Annotated in this window: 14 protein-coding genes; 5 read left to right on the top strand and 9 right to left on the bottom strand. The window is 68.1% G+C overall.

What is annotated here, in order from left to right:
* Window positions 1-15: 15 nt before the first annotated feature.
* The 8 genes from dxs to ngcE all read right to left on the bottom strand — a co-directional run bounded on the left by dxs (window position 16) and on the right by ngcE (window position 10,386).
* Window positions 16-1,938, bottom strand: a complete 1,923-nt coding sequence (gene dxs / locus AC0699_RS23660) for a 1-deoxy-D-xylulose-5-phosphate synthase (RefSeq protein WP_478663524.1) — start codon at window positions 1,936-1,938, stop codon at window positions 16-18.
* 165 nt (window positions 1,939-2,103) lie between these two features.
* On the bottom strand, window positions 2,104-3,399 hold the full coding sequence (locus tag AC0699_RS23655; protein ID WP_478663521.1) for a sugar ABC transporter permease: 1,296 nt from the start codon (window positions 3,397-3,399) through the stop codon (window positions 2,104-2,106).
* On the bottom strand, window positions 3,396-4,184 hold the full coding sequence (locus tag AC0699_RS23650; protein ID WP_478663519.1) for an ATP-binding cassette domain-containing protein: 789 nt from the start codon (window positions 4,182-4,184) through the stop codon (window positions 3,396-3,398). Before AC0699_RS23650 ends, AC0699_RS23655 begins: the two co-directional genes overlap by 4 nt.
* A 186-nt stretch (window positions 4,185-4,370) precedes the next feature.
* Window positions 4,371-5,483 carry a substrate-binding domain-containing protein gene (locus tag AC0699_RS23645; protein WP_478663516.1) on the bottom strand — a complete coding sequence of 371 codons (1,113 nt, stop codon included), beginning with the start codon at window positions 5,481-5,483 and terminating at the stop codon, window positions 4,371-4,373.
* Window positions 5,484-5,603: 120 nt separating this feature from the next.
* A complete protein-coding gene (locus AC0699_RS23640; protein WP_478663513.1) occupies window positions 5,604-6,803 on the bottom strand; it encodes an ROK family transcriptional regulator in 1,200 nt (399 codons plus the stop codon).
* Between the two features lie 182 nt (window positions 6,804-6,985).
* Complete coding sequence (locus tag AC0699_RS23635; protein WP_478663510.1) at window positions 6,986-7,927, bottom strand: carbohydrate ABC transporter permease; 942 nt, start codon at window positions 7,925-7,927, stop codon at window positions 6,986-6,988.
* Between the two features lies 1 nt (window position 7,928).
* Window positions 7,929-8,852, bottom strand: a complete 924-nt coding sequence (locus AC0699_RS23630) for a carbohydrate ABC transporter permease (protein WP_478663508.1) — start codon at window positions 8,850-8,852, stop codon at window positions 7,929-7,931.
* Window positions 8,853-8,934: 82 nt separating this feature from the next.
* Complete coding sequence (gene ngcE, locus AC0699_RS23625; protein ID WP_478663506.1) at window positions 8,935-10,386, bottom strand: N-acetylglucosamine/diacetylchitobiose ABC transporter substrate-binding protein; 1,452 nt, start codon at window positions 10,384-10,386, stop codon at window positions 8,935-8,937.
* Between the two features lie 484 nt (window positions 10,387-10,870).
* Here ngcE and AC0699_RS23620 point away from each other — a divergent pair, with 484 nt between their 5' ends.
* The 4 genes from AC0699_RS23620 (at window position 10,871) to AC0699_RS23605 (ending at window position 18,059) form a co-directional block, all read left to right on the top strand.
* Window positions 10,871-14,698, top strand: a complete 3,828-nt coding sequence (locus AC0699_RS23620) for a GH92 family glycosyl hydrolase (protein ID WP_478663503.1) — start codon at window positions 10,871-10,873, stop codon at window positions 14,696-14,698.
* Window positions 14,699-14,861: 163 nt separating this feature from the next.
* Window positions 14,862-16,631 (top strand): NlpC/P60 family protein, encoded by a 1,770-nt coding sequence (locus tag AC0699_RS23615; RefSeq protein WP_478663501.1) that lies wholly within the window; start codon window positions 14,862-14,864, stop codon window positions 16,629-16,631.
* A 145-nt stretch (window positions 16,632-16,776) separates the two neighbouring features.
* Window positions 16,777-17,856 carry a helix-turn-helix domain-containing protein gene (locus AC0699_RS23610; RefSeq protein WP_478663499.1) on the top strand — a complete coding sequence of 360 codons (1,080 nt, stop codon included), beginning with the start codon at window positions 16,777-16,779 and terminating at the stop codon, window positions 17,854-17,856.
* On the top strand, window positions 17,853-18,059 hold the full coding sequence (locus tag AC0699_RS23605) for a DUF397 domain-containing protein (RefSeq protein WP_478663496.1): 207 nt from the start codon (window positions 17,853-17,855) through the stop codon (window positions 18,057-18,059). The genes AC0699_RS23610 and AC0699_RS23605 overlap by 4 nt, the downstream gene beginning before the upstream one ends.
* 87 nt (window positions 18,060-18,146) lie before the next feature.
* On the opposite strand, the gene acnA is transcribed toward AC0699_RS23605, so the two are convergent.
* Window positions 18,147-20,861 (bottom strand): aconitate hydratase AcnA, encoded by a 2,715-nt coding sequence (gene acnA / locus AC0699_RS23600; RefSeq protein ID WP_478663494.1) that lies wholly within the window; start codon window positions 20,859-20,861, stop codon window positions 18,147-18,149.
* Window positions 20,862-21,279: 418 nt separating this feature from the next.
* Here acnA and AC0699_RS23595 point away from each other — a divergent pair, with 418 nt between their 5' ends.
* Window positions 21,280-22,809, top strand: a complete 1,530-nt coding sequence (locus AC0699_RS23595) for a helix-turn-helix domain-containing protein (protein WP_469771394.1) — start codon at window positions 21,280-21,282, stop codon at window positions 22,807-22,809.
* Window positions 22,810-22,916 lie beyond the last annotated feature (107 nt).

Below are 22,916 nucleotides of genomic sequence, written 5' to 3'. Positions count from 1 at the left end.
GGATGATGCGGTACGTCAGTCGCGCGCGGGCTCCGGGGCCGCGGCCGGGTCGTCGTCGAGGCGGCCGTCCAGCCGGGAGACCAGGCCGGTGACCTGCCGCGCGATGTCCGGTGCGGTCAGACCGATCTCGGCCATGACCTCCTTGCGGGAGGCATGGTCGAGGAAGCGCGGCGGAATGCCGAAGTCGCGCATCGGTACGTCCACCCCCGCGTCGCGCAGTGCCTGGGAGACGGCGGCGCCGACACCGCCGACGCGGCTGTTGTCCTCGACGGTGACGACGACGCGGTGCTGCTCGGCGAGCGGGGCGAGCGCCTCGTCGACCGGCTTGACCCAGCGGGGGTCCACGACGGTCGTGGAGATGCCCTGCTTGTCGAGCAGGTCGGCGATCTCCAGGCACATCGGGGCGAGCGCGCCGACCGAGACCAGCAGCACGTCGGGCCTGACCGTGCCCGCCTTCCGCAGGACGTCCATACCGCCGATACGGCCGACGGCCGGGACGGCGGGGCCGACCACGCCCTTCGAGTAACGGACGACGGTCGGGGCGTCCTTGACCTCGACGGCCTCGCGGAGCTGGCTGCGCAGCTGCTCGGCGTCGCGCGGGGCGGCGATCCGCAGGGTCGGGACGACCTGGAGGATCGACATGTCCCACATGCCGTTGTGGGAAGCGCCGTCGTCACCGGTGACACCGGCGCGGTCGAGCACGAAGGTGACACCGCACTTGTGCAGGGCCACATCCATGAGGACCTGGTCGAAGGCGCGGTTGAGGAACGTCGCGTAGACGGCGAAGACCGGGTGGAGCCCGCCGGTGGCCAGGCCCGCGGCGGACGTCGCGGCGTGCTGCTCGGCGATGCCGACGTCGTACACCCGCTCGGGGAAGGCCTCGGCGAACTTCTTCAGGCCGACGGGCTGGAGCATGGCCGCGGTGATCGCGACGATGTCCTCGCGCTCCTTGCCGAGCCTGACCATCTCGTCGCCGAAGACGGAGGTCCAGCTCGCCGCGGCGGTCTTGACCGGCAGGCCGGTGTCGGGGTGGATCGGGCCGATGCCGTGGAAGCGGTCCGCCTCGTCCTGCTCCGCGTGCTGGTAGCCGCGGCCCTTCTCGGTGAGGCAGTGGACGATGACCGGGCCGCCGAACCGCTTGGCGCGGGTCAGCGCGGACTCCAGCGCCTCGATGTCGTGGCCGTCGATGGGGCCGACGTACTTGAGGCCGAGGTCCTCGAACATGCCCTGCGGGGCGATGAAGTCCTTCAGGCCCTTCTTGGCGCCGTGCAGGGTCTCGTAGAGCGGCTTCCCGACGACGGGGGTGCGCTCCAGGATGTCCTTGCCGCGGGCGAGGAAGCGCTCGTAGCCGTCGGTGGTGCGCAGTGTGGCGAGGTGGTTGGCGAGGCCGCCGATCGTGGGGGCGTAGGAGCGCTCGTTGTCGTTGACGACGATGACGAGCGGGCGGTCCTTGGCGTCCGCGATGTTGTTCAGTGCCTCCCACGCCATGCCGCCGGTGAGCGCGCCGTCACCGATGACCGCGACGACGTGGTCGTCCTTCCTCAGCACCTCGTTGGCCTTGGCGAGGCCGTCGGCCCAGCCGAGGACGGTGGAGGCGTGCGAGTTCTCGATGACGTCGTGCTCGGACTCGGCGCGCGAGGGGTAGCCGGACAAACCGCCCTTGGCGCGCAGCTTGCCGAAGTCCTGCCGGCCGGTGAGGAGCTTGTGGACGTAGCTCTGGTGCCCGGTGTCGAAGAGCACCTTGTCCTTCGGTGAGTCGAAGACGCGGTGCAGGGCGATGGTCAGCTCGACCACGCCGAGGTTGGGGCCGAGGTGGCCACCGGTCTTGGACACGGCGTCCACGAGGAAGGTCCGGATCTCTGCGGCCAGCTGATCGAGCTGCTCCGGGCTGAGCCGGTCCAGATCGCGCGGTCCCCTGATACGGGTCAGCAGCGACACCCGTGCCTCCTTGCGTATGAGCTGATCGAGCTTGGCAACGATTTGTCGAGTCTAATGTTCCGCTCGCAGCGGCTGTCATCGGGCGGTGGGTTGTGTGTCACGCCTTCGGAGGACACGCAGAAGTGCCCGGCGCCGGTTCCGGCGCCGGGCACTGACAGGGGGCCGTCAGGCGCGGCCTGCGGTCTTCTGCGTCCTGCGGGTGACGGAGTCGATCACGACGGTGGCCAGCAGCACACCACCGGTGATCATGTACTGGATCGGCGTGGCGATGCCCTCCAGCGCGAGTCCGTACTGGATCGAGACGATCACCATGACGCCGAGCAGCGCGTTCCAGGTGCGCCCGCGGCCGCCGAAGAGGCTGGTGCCGCCGATGACGGCCGCCGCGATGACGTTCATCAGGAGGTCACCGGCGCCGGCGCTCTGGTTGGCGGCCGCGATCTTGGAGGCCCAGAACAGGCCGCCGATGGCGGCGAAGGTGCCCGCGATGGCGAAGACCGAGACCCGGACCGCCGTCACGTTGATACCGGCACGGCGGGACGCCTCGACGCTGCCGCCGAGCGCGAAGATCTTCCGCCCGTACGCGGTGCGCCGCAGGACGAAGTCCGTGATGACCAGCACCGCCAGGAACAGCACCAGCGCGAGGGGAAGTCCCTTGTACTGGTTGAACATGAACGCGGCGGCGAAGGACACGACCGCGAGCAGGGCCGAGCGGAAGACGATGTCCCCGACCGGCCGGGACGGGATTCCGGCGGCCTCGCGGCGGCGGCTGTCGAAGAACGACGAGAGGAAGAAGCCCGCCACGGCGACCGCGGCGAGGCCGTAGGCGGCCGCCACGTCCGAGAAGTAGTACGTGGTCAGCTTGCCGACCACGCCTTCACCGTCCAGGTTGATGGTGCCCTGGTCGCCGAGGAGCTGGAGCATGAAGCCCAGCCAGAAGAGCAGTCCCGCCAGGGTGACGGCGAACGCGGGTGCGCCGATCCGGGCGAAGAAGAATCCGTGCAGGGCTCCGATGGCCGCGCCGCTCGCGATGGCGACGAGGACGGCGAGCCACTCGTTCATGCCGTGAGTGACCGTCAGTACGGCGACGATCGCGCCCGACACACCGCTGACCGAGCCGACCGACAGGTCGATCTCGCCCAGCAGCAGCACGAAGATGATGCCGACGGCCATCATGCCGGTGGCGACCATCGTGACCGCGATGTTGCTGAGGTTCTGCGCGGAGAGGAAGTTCGAGTTCAGGCTCTGGAAGATCACGCAGATGAGGATCAGGCCGATGACGACCGGGATCGAGCCCAGGTCACCGGCGTGCAGCTTGCGCTTGAACTCAGAGACGTAGCCGGCGAAGCCCTGCTCGCGCACCAGCAGCCGGGGGTCGACCGCGGTGACCGCGTCATGGGCGGCGTCCGGGTTCACTACCTCGTGTCCGCCGCCGATGGGGGCGGAGGTCTTTTCGGTGCTCACTTCTGCGCCTCCGAGGTGCGCGCCGCACGACGGGTCACGGCGTTGTCCGTGGCGCCGGTGATGGCGGAGATGATCTCTTCCTGCGAGGTGGACTTGACGTCGAAGACGCCGTTGTTCCGGCCGAGCCGGAGCACCGCCACCTTGTCCGCCACGGCCTTCACATCGGCCATGTTGTGGCTGATGAGGATGACCGCGTGGCCACGCTCACGCAGCCGCTCCACGAGGTCGAGCACCTGCGCGGTCTGCTCGACGCCGAGGGCGGCGGTGGGCTCGTCGAGGATGACGAGCTTGGGCTCGCCGAGCATCGAACGGGCGATGGCCACGGTCTGCCGCTGACCGCCGGAGAGCGAGGCGATCGGGATACGGACGCTGGGGATGCGGATCGAGAGCGTGCTGAGCAGCTCACGGGAGCGGCGCTCCATCTCCACCTCGTCGAGGACGCCGCGCTTGCGCAGCTCCCGGCCGAGGTAGAGGTTGCCGACGACGTCGATGTTGTCGCACAGCGCGAGGTCCTGGTAGACGGTCGCGATGCCCAGGTTCTGGGCGTCGTGCGGCTTGCCGATCGACACGGCCCTGCCTTCCCATTCGATGACGCCCTCATCGATGGGGTGCACTCCGGCGATCGTCTTGACCAGCGTGGACTTTCCGGCGCCGTTGTCGCCTACGAGGGCGACCACCTCGCCGCCGTGGACCTCAAGCTCTACGTCGGTGAGCGCCTGAACGGCACCGAACCGCTTGGAGACCCCGCGCAACGCCAGCACGGGCGTAGCGGACACGTGAACCATCTCCTTCGCCGCCTGACCGGCGGGGATGCCGCGCCGTAGGGGTGGCGCGGAGGTTGAGCAGAAGCGAACGACACTTGCGTCGATGGGAGAAGCGTTTCTGTCCGGTGCCCCGCCCCGATAGCGGGGGCTGGAAGGGGGCAGGGGCACCGGCAGGCTTCGAGGGCGGTCCCTTTCGGGACCCGGGGCCTACTTCAGGCCGAGCGCGTCGCAGGCGGCCTTGTACTTCGGGGTGCAGATCTCGGCGACGGTGTAGACGCCGTCCTTGAGGACCGTGTCCTTGATGTTGTCCTTGGTCAGCGAGACGACCGGGACGAGCACCGACGGGACGCCCTTCTGGGTGGGGCTGTCGACCTTGGACTTGGCGATCGAGTCGAGCTTCTCGCCCTTGGCGAGCGCCACGGCCATCTCGGCGGCGGCAGCGGCCTCCGGCGCGTACGGCTTGTAGACGCTGGCGAACTGCTCACCCGCGACGATCCGCTGCACACCGGCGAGCTCGGCGTCCTGGCCGGTGACCGGCGGGAGCTTGGAGAAGCCGGCGGCCTTCAGGGCGGTGATGATGCCGCCCGCCATGCCGTCGTTGGCGGAGTACACGCCGATGATCTTGTCCTTGCCGATGGCCGAGATCGCCGCCTCCATGTTGGCGTTGGCGTTCTCCGGCTTCCACTCCTTGGTGTCGTACTCCTTGCCGACGTTCACCTTGCCGTCGAGCTCGGCGTGGGCGCCCTTCTTGAACAGCGCGGCGTTCGGGTCGGTGATCGCGCCGTTCATCATCACGATCTGGCCGTCCTTGGCCTTGGCGCCGAGCGCGGCGAGGAGCGCCTTGCCCTGGACGTGGCCGACCTCTTCGTTGTCGAAGGAGGTGTAGGCGTCGATCGGGCCCTCGGCGAGGCGGTCGAAGGCGACGACGGGGATGCCCTCGTCCTTGGCCTTCTTCACGCTGCCGGCGATCGCCTTGGAGTCCACGGCGTCGATGATCAGCGCGTCGACCTTGTTGGTGATCATCGTGTCGACCTGCTGGGTCTGCAGCGTCGCGTCCTGCTTGGCGTTGGCGTAGACGACCTCGGCCTTGCCGTTCGTGAGCTCGCTGATCTTCTTCTCGATGAGCGGCTTGTCGAACTTCTCGTAGCGCGCGGTCTGGTTCTCGGGGAGAAGGAGACCGATCTTGATGTCGTCGCCCTTCGCGGCGCCGGTCTTGGAGCCGTTGTCCCCGGACTCCTTGGCGCTGCCACAGGCGGCGAGGGACACGGCCATCGCGGTGGCGGCCACAGCCACGGCGGCACGACGCATCTGCGTGTTCATTCAGAAACCTCCCTGACGAGGCCGCGTCCTTGCGGCCGAGGTGGCTCGAAGTCAACTCGGCCGCAACGCCAGCGTCAAGAAGTAAATTCTTAACGAGATGACAACGGTGCCGTTCGTTATCTAAGTGAAGGCAGGCGTCCCGGCCGGTACTGAACTGTCCAGAAGTGTCGAATCGCCCATTTCGCTGAGTACGAGTGCCAGCGCCCCCAGCACCTCGGCGCGTCCGCCCAGCGCCCCCGGAAGGACGGAGAGCTGGCGGGCCGCGCTGGGAATCGCGTACCTGGAGACCGATTCACGGATCGGTGCGAGGACCAATTCTCCCGCTTCGGCCAGATTCCCGCCGAGCACGACCCGGCTGGGATTGAGCAGATTGCACAGGTTGGCCACGCCGCTCCCGATGTGCCGTCCCACGTCGGCGATCACCCGGCGGCAGCCCGGATCGCCCTCCCGTGCGAGCTGCACGACGCGCTCCATGGTCAGATCCGGGCCGTGGCTCGGCTGGAGCAGCGGCAGGACGTACCGGGCGGCCGCGAAGGTCTCCAGGCAGCCACGGTTGCCGCAGCGGCAGACGGGACCCGACTCGTCCAGCGTGATGTGGCCGATCTCCCCGGCCGTACCGCCGGGGCCCCGGTAGATCTGTCCCTCTATGACCAGACCGGCGCCGACACCGCTGGCGACCTTGATGTACGCGAGGTCCTTGACCCCGCGGCCGCTCCCCCAGACCAGCTCGCCGAGCGCGCCGAGGTTGGCGTCGTTGTCGACGTACACCGGCACCCCGAGGCGGGCGGAGAGCTCCTCGCTGGGGTTGATCCCGGTCCAGCCCGGCAGGATCGCGGTGGAGCCGAGCGTTCCGGACTCGACGTCGATCGGGCCCGGGACGCCGAGGCCGACGCCGATGACCTTGTCCCGGCCGATCCCGGTGGCCTCGATGAGCCGTGTGACCAGCTGTTCCGCCCGTCCGAAGCCCTCCGCGGACGACGCGTCGACATCGAGCGGCTCGGACTCCTCGGCGAGCACCTGGTGGGCCAGGTTCCCGACCGCGACCCGGAGGTGGGTGTGGCCGAAGTCGACACCGATGACGACGCCGGCGTCCCCGCTGAGCGAGACGCTGCGGGCCCGGCGGCCGCCCGCCGACGTGGGCGTCACCTCGACGGTTCCGCCGTCCTTCAGTTCACGAACGATGTTGGAGACCGTGGCGGCGGACAGGCCGGTGCTCCTGGCGATCTCGGCCTGGGTGAGCGAACCGGCCATACGCACGGCACGTACGACCCGCTCGAGATTGGCCCGATGCAGAGATGTCTGCGACCCCGGAGTCTCCATCGACTCACACACTCCCGCTGTTTACTCCAACATGTGAACTCTAAGGGGAGCCTTTCGGGTCGCTTCCCGTCAAGACCTGAGCATGCGCGGAACCGCCCGCCGGCGGCTGCCGACGGGCGGTGTACGCGTCACGCGAAGGGCGCGGAGGCTGCTTCGGTACTCCTGCGGAGGCTGCTTCGGTACTACTTCAGAGCTCCTGCCGTCAGACCGGCGACGACCTGGCGCTGGAAGATGACGTACGCCGCCAGCACGGGCAGCATCGCCATCACCAGTCCGGCGAACAGCCCGGACCAGTCGCCCTTGTACCCCTGGCTGACCGCCAGCTGCACCAGGCCTTGGGAGAGCACCTTGTTCTCCTGCTCGGTGTTCAGCACCGTCGGCAGCATGTACTGGTTCCACTGCCCCAGGAAGTTGAAGATCCCGACGCTGATCAGCCCCGGCTTGGCCATCGGCAGCATGACCTGGAAGAACGTCCGGGTGTGCGAGGCCCCGTCGATCAGCGCCGCCTCGGCCACCGAGGTCGGCAGCGTACGGAAGAAGGCGGTCAGGAAGAACACGGTGAACGGCAGCGAGTAGGCGATGTAGACCAGGATCAGGCCGTGGATCGTGTTCAGCAGCTGAATGTTGTTCATGACGTAGAACAGCGGGACCAGCGCGAGCATGATCGGGAAGCTCATTCCTCCGATGAAGAGGAAGTAGATGAAGCGGTTCCCCGGGAAGTCGAAGCGGGCGAGGACGTACGCCGCCATGGAGCCGAGGAGCAGCGTGCCGGCCAGCGACCCGGCCACGACCAGGATCGTGTTGAGGAAGTAGTCGCTCATGTGCGCCTGGCTCCAGGCGCGCGACCAGTTCTCGAAGTGCAGCGTGTCCGGCAGCGACCACGGCGAGCTGAAGATCGCGTTGTCGTCCTTGAAGGACGTCATGACCGCCCAGAGCAGCGGCATGACGACCATGAAGGCCCAGAGGATCAGCATGCCGTGCGAGAAGACGTTGAGGACCTTGCCCTCGCCGCGCTTCTTCTTCGCCTTCGCCCCGGGCAGGTCGGTCTTCACCACGGGCGGCAGCGCCTCGGCGGTCCCGGCGCCCCCGGCGCCTCCGGCGGGAGAGGTTTCCGTCGTCTTCATCTCAGTACTCCAGCCGCTCGCGCCGGCCCAGCTTCATCACGACGGCCGCGAAGGCCAGCGTGACGATGAGCAGGGCGACGCCGATCGTGGTCGCATAGGCCGCCGCACCGTCGCGGAACGCCGACTGGTACACGTACAGAACCATCACCGTGGTCGAGTAGTCGGGACCGCCCGGACCCGTGGTCATGATCTGCACCACCGCGAAGGACTCGGCGCCGAGCGCGAGGATGCCCATGTAGACCCAGCCGGACTGGATGGTGTCCCAGAGCAGCGGCAGCGTGATGCGGAAGAACGTGGTGATCCGGCTCGCGCCGTCCAGCAGTGCCGCCTCGTAGAAGTCCTTGGGGATGGAGGCCATGCCCGCGGAGAACAGGACGACGAAGAAGCCGACCGTCGACCAGACGAGGACCGCCATCACACACCACAGGGCGAGGTCCGGGTCGCCCAGCCAGAGCGGCTGGATGCTGTCGAGGCCGATGGCCTTGAGGGCGGAGTTGATGGCTCCGCTCTCCGGGTTGTACGCGAACTGGAAGAGCAGGGCGACGATCGCGATCGAGAGCACCTGCGGGAAGAAGTAGGCGATCTTGTAGAAGGAGGAGCCGCGCACTCCGGAGACCGCGGCTCCCTTCCGGTGCCGTCCGCCGACATTGATCATGAAGGAGAAGAACAGCGCCAGGCCGATCGTCACCAGCGGCAGCAGCAGCGCGAACAACAGGCTGTGCTGGAGCGACTTCCAGAAGATGTCGTCGTCCAGAAGCCGCGCGTAGTTGTCGAAGCCGACCATCGTGAAGTCGGGACTCAGGCCGGTCCAGTCCGTGAAGGAGTAGTAGATGGACTGGACGAACGGCCAGATGACGAAGACCGCGTACAACGCCAAGGGGGCCGCGAGGAACCCCACGATGAACCGGTACTTGCCGTGTTGCATGGTTACCGATCCCGACCTTCCGGAGTGTGCTGCCGCTGGTGCCGTGTACTCCCGGGAGCCCGCCCCCGGGCCCCCGGGCCGCTCACTGGTGCTTGTAGTGCTTGATGGAGGAGTCCTGGGCCGCCTTGTCGGCGAAGCCCTGGATCTTGCTGATGGCCTCGGCCGGGGTGAGGCGTCCGGCCATCATCTCGCCCAGACCGGCGACGCCGATCTGCTCCTTCTGGAGCTTGACATACCAGTCCTGCAGGCGGGGGTTGACGACATTCGTTCCGGCCTTGTCGAGCGCGGCGACACCGGACTTCAGACCCGGCGTCAGCTCGATGCCGTCGGTGCCGCCGTTGAACGCGGTCAGCGACTTGACCTGCTTGGTGAAGTTCTTCGAGGACTCCTCGCTGAGCATGATGCGCAGCTGCTCCATGCCGCCCTCGACGTTCTTCGCCTTGGCCGGAACGATGAAGGGCTCGCCACCGGACGCCCAGATGGTGCCGAACGGCATCTTGTCCGACTTGTCGAGGCCGGAGGGGGCGGAGACCGCCAGGTTGAAGTCCTTGGGCATGGTGGCGGCCGCCTCGTTCTCCACCCAGGAACCGTTGGGGATGAACAGGGCCTTGCCCTTGGTCCAGGCGGTCTGGGACTGGATGTGGTCCAGGCCCGGGGTGCCCTTGAGGATGTAGCCCTTCTTGTAGAGCTCGTAGTACGCCTCGAACGCGGCCTTGACGGCCGGGTGCTTCCAGGCGTTGGGCTCCAGGTTGTCGATGGCGTCGAGGACCTCGACGCCGCCGATCTTGGCAATGAACGGGTAGAGCGAGAACGGAATGTAGTAAGGGTGCTTGCCCGCGTACGTCCAGCCGGCGATGCCCTGCTTCTTCGCCTTCTCGCACAGGGCGAGCATCTCGTCCCAGGTCTCGGGGTACTGGGCGTCGAGCTTGTCGAGCGCGGTCTGCGAGTACCAGACGCCGTAGACCGTGTAGGCGTAGTAGAAGATCCAGACCGGGTCGCCGTCGAACTGGCCCATCTCGACGATGCCCGGACGGAGCGTGTCGCGGACCTTCTTGTTCGGGTCGTCGATGGAGGCGGCGTCGAGCAGCGGGGTGAGGTCGGAGAGCTGCTTCTTGCCGACGAGGACGCCCATGTCCATCTGCTCGGCACCGGAGTTGTCGATGAGGTCCGGCGGGGTGCCGCCGTTGAAGCGCGGCTGGAGCTCCGACTGGATCTTCTGGGTGGCCTTGTGCTTGACCTTCGGGGCCTTCGGGAAGGCCGCGTTGAACTTCTTCTCGGCGTCGATCGCGTACTGCTGGCCGAATCCCCCGTCGAAGATCACGACCTCGAGGGCGGCGGTCTCGTTGACGCCGAGCGGGTTCTCCTTGGTGACCTTGCCCTTGTCGACCTTGTCGCCGCCGCTGCCGCCGTCGCCGCTGGCGCAGGCCGACAGGAAGCTCATCGTGGGAATGCCGGCCAGGCCGATTGCCGCCGATCGCTTGATCAGATCGCGACGGCCGAGACCGCCGTTCGTGTGCGCGGAGGTGGATCCCATGCTCAAGTCCTCGCCTTCTCCAGGACTCAGGCGGTGAACCGGTCGCCCGTCCTTCTCGCCTGAGGCGAAGGGCCCCGCCACCGCGGTCAATTACTGAAGCTGGGTCGTGCAGGGGTGTCGTGGGGAACGGAGAAGTGCAGGCGGCAGCCGGCGCTTTCGGCTGTCCGGCCGCCTCCCCCCGTCCCCCTTGTCCGCCACCGTGTCACCGGCAAGTCCGGACGCCGACAGGTATAGTCCACTTCCCGCCACGTGAGCAAGATCGAAAGCAAGGTTGGGCGGCAGTCTTTCCCGAGTTGAGACCTCGCGGACACGAGATCCCCGCCCGGATCCGTCCGCCGGCGGATTCTCACCGAATCGGCCGATTCCGTGTCCCCCACACCGCCAACACCCTTGACACCATGGGGCACTTACCTCCCTACTAGTGCCTGCGCATTGCGCCTGACAACGTTGTCCAGCATCGCTTCGGCGGGAGGAAAGGCTCAGTATGCAGCCCAGACCCAGCCCTCGGCACAGACTCACCCGCGCGGCCGCCCTGATGGCGGCCGCTTCCCTGTTGGTGGTGACGGCGCAGTCGGCGGCCGCCGCGCTCCCCTCCCCACCCACGGCCCCGTCCCAGGAATTCTCCACCTCGTTCGAAGCGGACGAAGCCCAGCCCGACTGGCGCAATACCGTCGAAACAGGCCCTGACGGAAAGAAGCGGTCCGCGGGGGTCGACGGGGGATTCTCCTCCGGAATACCGGGCAATGTCACCGACAAGGTCGTCGAACTGCGTGCCAGCGACGAGAACTCCGGCGCCGGCGAGACCAAGGAGAATCTGGTCGATCTCCAGCCGTCCACCAAATGGCTGGCGTTCGAGCCGACGGCCTGGGTCGAGTTCGACATGGACGCCCCGGTCAAGGTCGTCACCTACGCGCTCACGTCGGCCAACGACTTCGACATCCGCGACCCCAAGGACTGGACCCTCAAGGGCTCGCCGGACGGCCAGGAATGGAAGGTCCTGGACAGTCGCGAGGGGCAGACCTTCGAGAAGCGCTTCCAGACCAGGACCTACGACATCAGTGCCGCGAACGCGGCCCCGTACGCGCACTACCGGCTGGAGATCAGCAAGAACAACGGCGCCTCGGACATCACCCAGCTGGCCGATGTCCAGTTCTCCGACGGGAACACGCAGACCCCGGCCCCGGAGGACATGCGCAGCCAGGTCGACCGCGGCCCCGGCGGCTCCCCCACGGCGAAGGCCAACGCCGGCTTCACCGGAAAGCGCGCCCTGAAGTACGCGGGCACGCACAAGCCGGACGGCCGCGCGTACTCGTACAACAAGATCTTCGATGTCGACACGGCCGTGCGGCGCGACACGGAACTCTCGTACCGGATCTTCCCGTCGCTTCCCGAGACCGACCTCAACTACCCCGCCACGAACGTGGCCGTCGATCTCGCGTTCACCGACGGCACCTATCTGAGTGACCTCCGGGCGGCCGACTCGCACGGCGGGCTGTTGACGCCGCAGGGACAGGGCGCCGCCAAGCGGCTCTATGTGAACCAGTGGAACCAGGTGGCGTCCCGGATCGGCTCGGTCGCGGCCGGCAAGACCGTGGACCGGATCCTGGTGGCGTACGACTCCCCCAGGGGCCCGGCGAAGTTCCAGGGCTGGGTCGACGACATCCGCCTCGCGCCCAAGGCGCCCGAGAAGCGGCTCGCGCATCTTTCGGACTACGCCTCGACCGTCCGCGGGACGAACTCCAGCGGCTCGTTCTCGCGCGGCAACACCTTCCCGGCGACCGCGGTGCCGCACGGCTTCAACTTCTGGACCCCGGTCACCAACGCGGGCTCGCTCAGCTGGCTGTACGAGTACGCGCGCGCCAACAACGCCGACAATCTGCCGACCGTGCAGGCGTTCAGCGCCAGCCATGAGCCGAGCCCCTGGATGGGCGACCGGCAGACCTTCCAGCTGATGCCGTCCATCGCCGAGGGCACGCCCGACCCGGCGCGCACAGCCCGCGCGCTCCCCTTCCGCCACGAGAAGGAGACGGCGCGTCCGCACTACTACGGTGTGGCGTTCGAGAACGGGCTGAAGGCGGAGATCGCCCCCACGGACCATGCGGCGATGATGCGGTTCACCTATCCCGGTGAGAACGCCGCGGTGCTCTTCGACAACGTCACCGACCAGGCCGGGCTCACGCTCGACCCGGCGACGAGCTCCTTCACCGGCTACTCGGACGTCAAGAGCGGTCTGTCCACGGGCGCCACCCGGCTGTTCGTGTACGGCGCCTTCGACGCGCCCGTCACCTCGTCCGCCGCACAGGGCGTCAAGGGCCATCTGCGCTTCGACGCGGGTGCGGACCGTACGGTGACATTGCGCATTGCAACGTCACTGATCAGCATCGACCAGGCGAAGAAGAACCTCGCCGCCGAGATCCCGGCGTCGGCGAGCTTCGGCGGGATCAAGGACCGCGCGCAGGACGCCTGGGACGACATCCTCGGCCGGGTGGAGGTCGAGGGAGCGACCCACGACCAGCTGGTGACCCTCTACTCGTCGCTCTACCGGCTGTACCTGTACCCCAACTCGGGCTTCGAGAAGGTCGACGGCAAGGACAAGTACGCGAGCCCGTTCTCCGCGCAGACCGGCCCCGACACCCCGACCCACACGGGCGCGAAGATCGTCGACGGCAAGGTGTACGTCAACAACGGCTTCTGGGACACCTACCGGACGACCTGGCCGGCGTACTCCTTCCTGACGCCGAAGAAGGCGGGCGAGCTGGTGGACGGATTCGTCCAGCAGTACAAGGACGGCGGCTGGATCTCCCGCTGGTCCTCCCCCGGCTATGCCGATCTGATGGCGGGCACCTCGTCCGACGTCGCCTTCGCCGACGCGTACGTCAAGGGCGTGCGCGGCTTCGACGCGGAGGCGGCGTACGAGGCCGCGCTGAAGAACGCGACCGTGGCGCCGCCCAGCAAGGGTGTCGGCCGCAAGGGCATGGAGACCTCACCGTTCCTCGGCTATGCCTCGACGGAGACCCATGAGGGCCTGTCGTGGTCGCTGGAGGGCTACCTCAACGACTACGGCCTCTCCAAGATGGCCGACGCCCTGTACGCGAAGACGAGGAAGGCGCGCTACAAGGAGGAGTCGGCGTACTTCCTCAACCGGGCCCGTAACTACGTCACCCTCTTCGACTCCAAGGCCGGTTTCTTCCAGGGCCGGAATCTGAAGGGCGACTGGCGGGTTCCCTCGGCGCAGTACGACCCGCGCGTCTGGGGCTACGACTACACCGAGACCAACGGATTCGGGTACGCCTTCACCGCCCCGCATGACTCACGCGGCCTCGCCAATCTCTACGGCGGCCGCCCGGCCCTCGGCAAGAAGCTGGACACCTACTTCAGCACTCCGGAGACGGCCTCGCCGGAGTTCGTCGGCTCGTACGGCAGCGTCATCCATGAGATGACGGAGGCCCGCGACGTACGGATGGGCATGTACGGGCATTCCAACCAGGTCGCCCACCATGTCACCTACATGTACAACGCGGCCTCGCAGCCCTGGAAGACTCAGGAGAAGGTGCGCGAGGTCCTCTCCCGCCTCTACACCGGCAGCGAGATCGGACAGGGCTACCACGGCGACGAGGACAACGGCGAACAGTCCGCCTGGTACCTCTTCTCGGCGCTCGGCTTCTATCCGCTGGTGATGGGCAGCGGGGAGTACGCGATCGGCTCACCGCTGTTCACCAAGGCCACCGTGCGTCTGGAGAACAGCCGCACCCTGGTGGTCAAGGCCCCCAAGAACAGCGCGCGGAACATCTATGTCCAGGGCCTGAAGGTCAACGGCGCTTCCTGGAACTCCACCGCGCTGCCGCACGCGCTGCTCGCGCGCGGCGGAACGCTGGAGTTCGACATGGGCGCGAAGCCGTCGGACTGGGGCACGGGCAGGAACGCCGCTCCGGTGTCCGTCACGACGGACGACAAGGTTCCGTCGCCGCGGCACGATGCGATCAGCGGGACGGGCGCGCTCTTCGACAACTCCTCCGGTACGGAGGCGGCGGTGGAGGTCGCCGCTCCCGTGGAGCTGCCGGTGACGTCCGGTACCCGCGCGGTCCAGTACACGCTGACCTCGTCGGCACGGGACAAGGCGCCGACGGGCTGGGTGCTGCAGGGCTCGCGCGACGGCGCGACCTGGACGGATGTGGACAAGCGGTCCGGTGAGTCGTTCGCCTGGGACAAGCAGACCCGGGTCTTCACGGTCGCGCGTCCGGGGACGTACGAGAAGTACCGGCTGGTGCCGGCCGGGGCGGCGACGCTCGCAGAGATCGAGCTGATCTCGTAGCCGGGACGGTGCACGACGGTACGCACAGCGGCGGGGCCACAGCCGAGGAGGCTGCGGCCCTGCCGTATGTCCCTGTGCCGCGGTCCGGCACACCGTGGGCCCGGACCACGTCGAACAGGGGGGCGGTGATCGTGACCGGAGGGCCTGCCGGAAGATGACCGTCATGTCGAACACTTCGCGGCGCAGTCTGCTTGCCACTTTCGCGGCTTCTGCCGCCTCCGTCCCCCTCAGCGGTCTGGCCGCCGCGCCCGCACGCGCCGCCGAGTCCGCCGCCGCCTCCGTACAGCCGCTCGCGGCCCCGGCGGGGCTCGGCTCGGCGCGGTCCTCGGTGACCCTGGTCCCGCTGGACGCGTCGTTCTTCTCCCAGGTGTCGCTGACCACCCCGCTCACCGCCACCATGCTGCCGGGCACCCCGGCGCGTACCGAGGTCACCTCCGGCGGCAAGCGGGTCGCGCTGCTGACCCACGGGGCCCGGACCGTCGTTCTGCCCGGCCCGGAGCGTACGTTCACCGAGAACAAGAAGCCCTTCGTGGACGACTTCCAGCGCCTCGCGCCCGACGTCGATCTGCAGGACGATCACCCCGACTTCTGGGGAACTTCGCCGGGCGGCGGCAGTTGGTCCACGTTCGGGCCCACCGACACCAAGACGACGGACTACTCACTGGTGCCGGGCAGCGCCGTCATCAACGTCAGCACCGAGAACAAGAGCCGCTGGGCGACGGTGCGCGACGACGAGATCAGCGACGTGGACGTGCGGACCACGGCCACGTTCGACAAGGTGCCCACCGGTCAGGCTTGTTCGTACGCCCTTGTCTTCGGCTACGACGGTGTGTTCGACAACTACCGGGCCCGGCTGTCCTTTCTCACGACCGGCGCGGTCGAGCTGCGGGTCGAGAAGGAGGTCGCCAACACCGTCACCCAGTTGACCTCGGCGCTCACCCTCGCCACGGGCAATCCCGCGGGCACCGCGTGGACGATCCGGGTCCGTCGCGAGGGCGCGGGCATACAGGTCAAGGCCTGGCGTGCGAGCGCCGCCGAGCCGTCCGCGTGGGCCGTCGACATCAGCGATCCCACCATCGCCAAGGGCCGGGTGGGGCTGCGCGCGTTCGCCGGCACCGGCTGCACCAGCCTTCCGGTGAAACTGACCGTCAGCCGCTTCCAGGTGGACGCCGCCGACTGGGCGGTGCCCCCCAGCGTCACGCACGGCGACTGGGTGCGGGTGCTGCCCGAGCCGTTCGACGGGAACTGGACGCCGGAGCTGGAGCAGACCATCCGCGGCTGGGCCGGTTCGACGGCGCCGGACGTGCTCGCGTACGCGGCGATGTTCCTCGCCGGGGCGCCGGCCGTGACGAGCGGGGCCGGCCAGACCAACGGCAAGAAGGTGCTGGGCGGGGCGGGCTACGGTTACCTGGACCCGCAGGGCTACCGCTACGAGGGCGCCGACTTCCACGAGTACATGAACCTCGGCTGGACTTTCCCCGACGGGACCTACGTCGGGCCGTCCAGCAAACAGATCGGCAACCTCGACTGCTCGGGCTACACCCGCATGGTCTACGGCTACCACATGGGCGTGCCGATGGCCGCTGACGAGGACACTTCGGGGAACCGGATCCCGCGCAGGTCCCGGCACATGGTCGACTACGCGCCCGGTGTGCGTATCGACCGGACCGACGGGACGAACCCGCCCACGGCGACTCTGCTGCAGCCCGGCGACCTCGTGCTGTTCAACGCCGACTCGGGCGACGACGCCCTGCCGATCGTCACCGTCGACCATGTCGGCATCTACCTGGGCGAGGACGCGGCCGGCAAACGCCGCTTCCTGTCCAGCCGCAAGACCAGCAACGGACCGACCATGTCCGACCTGGGCGGTGCCTCGCTCCTGGACGGCACCGGCACCTACGCCAAGAAGCTGCACACCGTGCACCGCATCTGACGCCGCGGCCGGCCGCAGGACGAGGCGGCGCCGCCGTGGGTCGTCCGAAGGATGTAGCGGAAAGTGCCGGCGGATCGGCCCTGGCGTCGATCCGCCCGGCGGGACCCGCGGCCTGGCGTTTTCAATGACGGAAGGCGGTCGCACGATGCCCGACACCGGCCTCGGCCCGCTGCTCGGTGAACTGACCCGGGTCGCGGAGCTTCCCCTGGAGCGGGGCGAGACCCTGCCCGCCCGCGCGTACACGTCCCCCGCGTTCCACCGGCTGGAGCGTGGGCGGATCTTCGCCGGCGACGTCATCTTCATGCCGGCGAGCCAGGGGCCGGGCACGGCTGACGGGCCGCCGGTTTCCCGAATCTCCCGCACACAGTGTGCAGGCATGGATACGTTCGGTGGTGTGCCTGCACCCAAGGATCTGGACCCGTACACCGACCCCCGCGCGTTCTACGGCTCGGAGCTGCGCCGTCTGCGGGAGGCCGTTCCCTACTCCCAGGAGAAGCTCGGCGAGCTGGTCTTCTGCTCGGGTACGTACATCGGCCAGTTCGAGTCGGCGGCGAGACGGCCCCAGCAGCTGCTGTCGAAGCAACTGGATGAAGTGCTGGGGAGCGGCGAGCATCTTCAGCGGTTGTGCCGTCTGGCGCGTACGACGAAGGTGGCGGACTACTTCGCGGACGCGGCGGAGCTGGAGCAGCAGGCGAAGACGATCAGTGAGTACGTTCCCGTGCTGGTGCCGGGGCTCTTGCAGACGGAACGCTACGCACGCACGGTCACGCGCACCGCGCAGCCGTTCGCCGCGCAGGACACCGTAGAGCAGCTCGTCCGCGCCCGGATGGACCGCCAGCGGATCCTCGACGACCCAGCACACCCGGTGTTGTGGGAAATCATCCCCGAGGCCGCGCTCCGAGCACCCATGGGCGGCCCTGAGGCCATGTGGGAACAGCTGCTTCATATCATGGAGTTGGCGCAGCGGACCCGGATCATGGTGCAGGTGCTGACCTTCGCCAACATGACCGAGGCGTTCATCGACAGCATGGTCTCGATCATGACCTTCGACGACGCACCCACCATCGTGTACGCAGAAGGCGCGGGCAGCGGCCAACTCATCGACGAACCCGCCCTGGTCGAGCACTGCATGAAGTCATACGATCTCGCAAGGGCCGCCGCGCTGTCACCTGCGGCATCCCTGGACATGCTCCGCTCGCTGGCGAAGGACTACGCGAACCCATGACCACCACACACGATCTGGCTCATGCCGTCTGGCGCACGTCGTCCTACAGCGACGGCACGGGAGGCAACTGCGTCGAGGTCGCCGACAACGTCCCCGGCGTCATCCCCGTCCGCGACAGCAAGGCCCCCAAGGGCCCCGCGCTCGTGTTCCGGGCCCCGGGCTGGGCGTCGTTCGTCACGGCGGTCCGGAACGGCGCTCTCTGACCTCGCGCTTGCGTACGGCGCTGGACACGGCGAAGGGCCGCACCCCCGGGCGACGGGAGTGCGGCCCTTCGTACGTGGCCGGACCGCTTACTTACGGATCAGGCTGCGCAGCACGTACTGCATGATGCCGCCGTTGCGGTAGTAGTCGGCCTCACCGGGGGTGTCGATACGGACGACCGCGTCGAACTCGACGCCCGTGTCGGTGGTGACCTTGACCGTACGCGGGGTGGTGCCGTCGTTCAGCTCGGTGACGCCGGCGATGGAGAAGGTCTCCTCACCCGTCAGACCGAGGGACTGGGCCGAGGCGCCCTCCGGGAACTGCAGCGGGAGGACACCCATGCCGATGAGGTTCGAGCGGTGGATGCGCTCGTACGACTCGGCGATGACGGCCTTGACGCCGAGCAGCGCGGTGCCCTTGGCGGCCCAGTCGCGGGACGAGCCGGAGCCGTACTCCTTGCCGGCCAGGACGACCAGCGGGATGCCCTGCTCGATGTAGTTGCGCGAGGCGTCGTAGATGAAGGAGACGGGACCGTCGGCCTGCGTGAAGTCGCGGGTGTAGCCGCCCTCGGTGCCCGGCGCGATCTGGTTGCGCAGGCGGATGTTGGCGAACGTACCGCGGATCATGACCTCGTGGTTGCCGCGGCGCGAGCCGTAGCTGTTGAAGTCGCGGCGCTCGACGCCGTGCTCCGTGAGGTACTGGCCGGCCGGGGTGTCGGCCTTGATGGCGCCGGCCGGGGAGATGTGGTCGGTGGTGACCGAGTCGCCGAGCTTGGCGAGGACGCGGGCACCGGCGATGTCGGTGACCGGGGTGGTCTCCATCGTCATGCCCTCGAAGTACGGGGGCTTGCGGACGTAGGTGGACTGCGGGTCCCACTCGAAGGTGTTGCCGGTCGGGATCGGCAGGGCCTGCCACTGGGCGTCGCCCGCGAAGACGTCCTGGTAGGACTTGTTGAACATGTCCTCGCCGATGGCGTTGGCGACGACGTCGTTGACCTCGGCCTCGGTCGGCCAGATGTCGGTCAGGTAGACCGGGTTGCCCTCGGTGTCGGTGCCGAGCGCGTCGCGGGTGATGTCGACCTTCATGGAGCCCGCGATGGCGTACGCGACGACCAGCGGCGGGGAGGCCAGGTAGTTCATCTTGACGTCGGGGTTGATGCGGCCCTCGAAGTTCCGGTTGCCGGAGAGGACCGAGGTGACCGCCAGGTCGTGCTCGTTGACCGCCTTGGAGACCTCCTCCGGCAGCGGGCCGGAGTTGCCGATGCAGGTGGTGCAGCCGTAGCCGACGAGGTTGAAGCCGACCTTGTCGAGGTACGGGGTCAGGCCCGCCTTGTCGAAGTAGTCGGTGACGACCTTCGAGCCCGGGGCGAGCGTGGTCTTGACCCACGGCTTGCGGGTCAGGCCCTTCTCCACGGCCTTCTTCGCGACGAGCGCGGCGGCGACCATGACGTACGGGTTCGAGGTGTTGGTGCAGGAGGTGATCGCGGCGACGGTGACGGCGCCGTGGTCGATCTCGTACGTGGTGCCGTCGGGGGCCGTGACCAGGGTCGGGCGGGTCGGGACGCCGTTGTGCTCGGCCGGGGCGTCGGAGGCCGGGAAGGACTCCTTGCCCGCCTCGTCGTCGTCCTCGACGTAGTTGCGCACGTCCTGCGCGAACTGCTGGGCGGCGCCGGCGAGGACGATACGGTCCTGCGGGCGCTTCGGGCCGGCGATGGAGGGGACGACCGTCGCGAGGTCGAGCTCCAGCTTCTCGGAGAAGTCGGGCTCGGCGGACGGGTCCAGCCAGAGGCCCTGCTCCTTGGCGTACGCCTCGACCAGCGCGACCTGCTGCTCGTCGCGGCCCGTCAGGCGCAGGTACTTCAGGGTCTCGTCGTCGATCGGGAAGATCGCGGCGGTGGAGCCGAACTCCGGCGACATGTTGCCGATGGTGGCGCGGTTGGCGAGAGAGGTGGCGGCGACGCCCTCACCGTAGAACTCGACGAACTTGCCGACGACGCCGTGCTTGCGCAGCATCTCGGTGATCGTGAGGACGAGGTCGGTGGCGGTGGTGCCCGGGGTGAGCTCACCGGTCAGCTTGAAGCCGACGACGCGCGGGATGAGCATCGAGACCGGCTGGCCGAGCATGGCGGCCTCGGCCTCGATGCCGCCGACGCCCCAGCCCAGCACGCCGAGGCCGTTGACCATGGTGGTGTGCGAGTCGGTGCCGACGAGGGTGTCGGGGTAGGCCTGGCCGTTCCGGACCATGACCGTGCGGGCCAGGTGCTCGATGTTCACCTGGTGGACGATGCCGGTGCCGGGCGGGACGACCTTGAACTCGTCGAAGGCGGTCTGGCCCCAGCGCAGGAACTGGTAGCGCTCCTTGTTGCGGCCGTACTCCAGCTCCACGTTCTGCGCGAAGGAGTCGGGGGTGCCGAACTTGTCGGCGATGACGGAGTGGTCGATGACCAGCTCGGCGGGGGCGAGCGGGTTGATCTTCGCCGGGTCGCCGCCGAGCTCCTTGACGGCCTCGCGCATGGTGGCGAGGTCCACGACACAGGGCACGCCGGTGAAGTCCTGCATGATCACGCGGGCCGGCGTGAACTGGATCTCCTGGCTGGGCTGCGCCTGCGAGTCCCAGCCGCCGAGCGCCCGGATGTGGTCGGCGGTGATGTTCGCGCCGTCCTCGGTGCGGAGCAGATTCTCCAGCAGGACCTTGAGGCTGTAGGGGAGGCGGGCGGACCCCTCGACCTTGTCCAGCCTGAAGATCTCGTACGACTCGTCGCCCACGCGCAGCGTGCTGCGGGCGTCGAAGCTGTTCGCCGACACGACAGTCTCCTTCATCAATGTGCGCGTACTGACCGCATCCTGCCGCCTGCGTCCTCCCAGCGATCCGCTAAGGTAAGGCTTAGTTAGGCCACCCTTAGTAAGCGACCCCGGCGGACGGCGGTGCGGTACGCCTCCGTACAGATATCTCGATGTCGAGATAACTCTAGTACATGACCGCTGAACGGTCATGCCCGGACGCCCCGGTAGCGGCCCGCACGATGCCGCAATCCGGCCGTAAGCACCCATTTCATGGTGGTGCGACCGGCCTTCGCGACAGCGCGGCGCACCCTCGGCAGCCACCCGAATGGACCACACCTTTTGTCCGAGTTGGTCCAGTGATGGACCATCAAAACAGGGTGTCACCCGGATGGTCCATCCCATTGGACGTCTCATCTCATATCTGAGATAGCCTGCCCCTATGGCAGACGACTACCTCGTACGCATCGGCAAGCTCATCCGTGACGCCCGACAGCACCGGGGCTGGACACAGACACAGCTCGCCGAGGCACTCGGCACCAGCCAGAGCGCCGTCAATCGCATCGAGCGCGGCAATCAGAACATCAGCCTTGAGATGATTGCCCGGATCGGTGAGGCGCTCGACAGCGAGATCGTGTCGCTCGGCTACGCCGGGCCCATGCATCTGCGGGTCGTCGGCCGGCGCCGGCTCTCCGGGGCCATCGACGTCAAGACCAGCAAGAACGCCTGCGTCGCCCTGCTGTGCGGCGCACTGCTCAACAAAGGCCGCACCGTACTGCGCCGTGTCGCGCGGATCGAAGAGGTCTACCGGCTGCTGGAGGTCCTCAACTCCATCGGCGTACGGACCCGCTGGATCAACGACGGCACCGACCTCGAGATCGTCCCGCCGGCCCGCCTCGACATGGACGCGATCGACGCGGAAGCCGCACGCAGGACCCGGTCGATCATCATGTTCCTCGGTCCGCTGCTGCACCGGATGGACCAGTTCCGCCTGCCGTACGCCGGCGGCTGCGACCTCGGTACCCGCACCATCGAGCCGCACATGATCGCGCTGCGCCGCTTCGGTCTCGACATCACCGCGACCGAGGGTCTGTACCACGCCGTCGTCGAGCGGTCGACCACCCCGGACCGTCCCATCGTGCTGACCGAGCGCGGCGACACCGTGACCGAGAACGCGCTGCTCGCGGCCGCCCGCCACGACGGCGTCACCGTCATCCGCAACGCCTCCTCCAACTACATGGTCCAGGACCTGTGCTTCTTCCTGGAGACGCTGGGCGTACGCGTGGGGGGCATCGGCACGACCACACTGACCGTGCACGGCGTGGCCACCATCGACGTGGACGTCGACTACTCCCCCTCCGAGGACCCGGTCGAGGCGATGAGCCTGCTCGCCGCCGCCGTGGTCACGGAGTCCGAGCTGACCATCCGCCGGGTGCCGATCGAGTTCCTGGAGATCGAGCTCGCCGTCCTGGAGGAGATGGGCCTCGACCACGACCGCTCGGCTGAGTACACCGCGGACAACGGCCGCACGAGGCTGGTGGATCTGACCGTGCGCCCCTCCAAGCTGGAGGCGCCGATCGACAAGATCCACCCCATGCCCTTCCCGGGCCTCAACATCGACAACGTGCCGTTCTTCGCGGCGATCGCCGCCGTCGCCCAGGGCCAGACCCTCATCCACGACTGGGTCTACGACAACCGCGCGATCTACCTCACCGACCTCAACCGCCTCGGCGGCCGCCTCCAGCTGCTCGACCCGCACCGCGTCCTCGTCGAGGGCCCGACCCGCTGGCGCGCCGCCGAGATGATGTGCCCGCCGGCACTGCGCCCCGCCGTGGTCGTCCTGCTGGCGATGATGGCGGCCGAGGGTACGTCGGTGCTGCGCAACGTGTACGTCATCAACCGCGGCTACGAGGATCTGGCGGAGCGGCTGAACTCGGTGGGGGCGCAGATCGAGATCTTCCGCGACATCTGACGGAACGCCGCCACACCTTTTCTGACCTGCGGAACGCCGGCCGGAAAGGGTGCGGTGGCAGCTGTGGGACTGCTCTGGGACTTCGCGTCCGGACTGGGCTGCTTCCG

The sequence above is a fragment of the Streptomyces sp. NPDC043870 genome, assembly GCF_056435785.1.
The sequence above is the reverse complement of the archived record's forward strand: the minus strand, read 5'-3'. Positions and strand labels throughout refer to the sequence as shown.